Annotated in this window: 1 protein-coding gene; it reads right to left on the bottom strand. The window is 43.3% G+C overall.

Translation table 11 applies throughout. From position 1 onward, the window contains the following. Positions 1–1,020 (bottom strand): EAL domain-containing protein (locus tag ACS8FD_RS16870; RefSeq protein ID WP_439276692.1); only part of this gene is annotated, 1,020 nt, incomplete at both ends.

Raw genomic sequence — 1,020 nt, 5'->3', positions numbered from 1 at the left:
ACGCGCACCGACACTCCAAGATACCGACATCGTAGCAGCCTCCTCAATATAAGGCATCAATACATCAATATTAAGCTCATTAGTGCGTACGATTAAAGATTTAATCGCCTCTAAATTATCAGGTTTATTAATCTCATTTACATAATCGCGTGCAAGGCGCGTCATATCAGGCGCTACAAATTCAGCAATCTCAATCGATTTTGCAGAAGTACCAAAGTTATGAATACCTATTTTGCAACCTATATCGCTTAAAGCAGCAAACTGAGATTTGGCAATCGTCAGATGATTGGCCACATCTTGCTCATTAAACTGTAGTGTCAATGCCCCAGATACGCCCCCCACCGCTTTTATCAACTGGCCAGCCACACTTGGCAGCTTTTTATCAACTAATGACGCGCTGGTCAATTGTATCAACACGCGCGCTTCAGGATGAGTCTTGCGCACCTCATTTAATTGTTTGCAGGCATTGATTAATATCCAGCGATCTATTTTTTCGCGTAAGTGGTGCGTCTTGGCGACTGTCATAAACTTGTCAGGTGTCAGTACCGTATTTTCAGCATCGGCTAATGGTAGACGCAGGTAAACTTCAAAGAAGTCACTACGATCTTGATTAATATCATAGATTGGCTGAAAAAATAGCTCAAAGCGATTGTGGGTGATCGCGCTGACTAGATATTCAGCTAAAGCGCTATCATCACTGTTTGCATGCTCACTTGGATCATACAAGTGATAAGCGTTGCCCTGATTTGCCGTTTCAACTCTGATATGGTTGATCGCATCAACTGCACGATCAAACAAGACTTGCGGTTCAGCGGCATTGGATTCTATTTTGACGATACCAATACTCACAGTCGTACTGGTTGTGCGTTTATCGACTTCGATGAGCATATCGCTGATATGCCGGCGGATACTCTCAGCAAGATCGACCAGCGCTTTAGATGATAAATCTTCAATTAACACTGTAAATGCTGTGTCACTAAAGCGGCTAATGTGCCCCTCTGCTACCGTTTGCTCAAGCAT

The sequence above is a fragment of the Psychrobacter sp. 1U2 genome (assembly GCF_051847575.1).
This window is presented reverse-complemented; position numbering and strand designations above follow the sequence as displayed.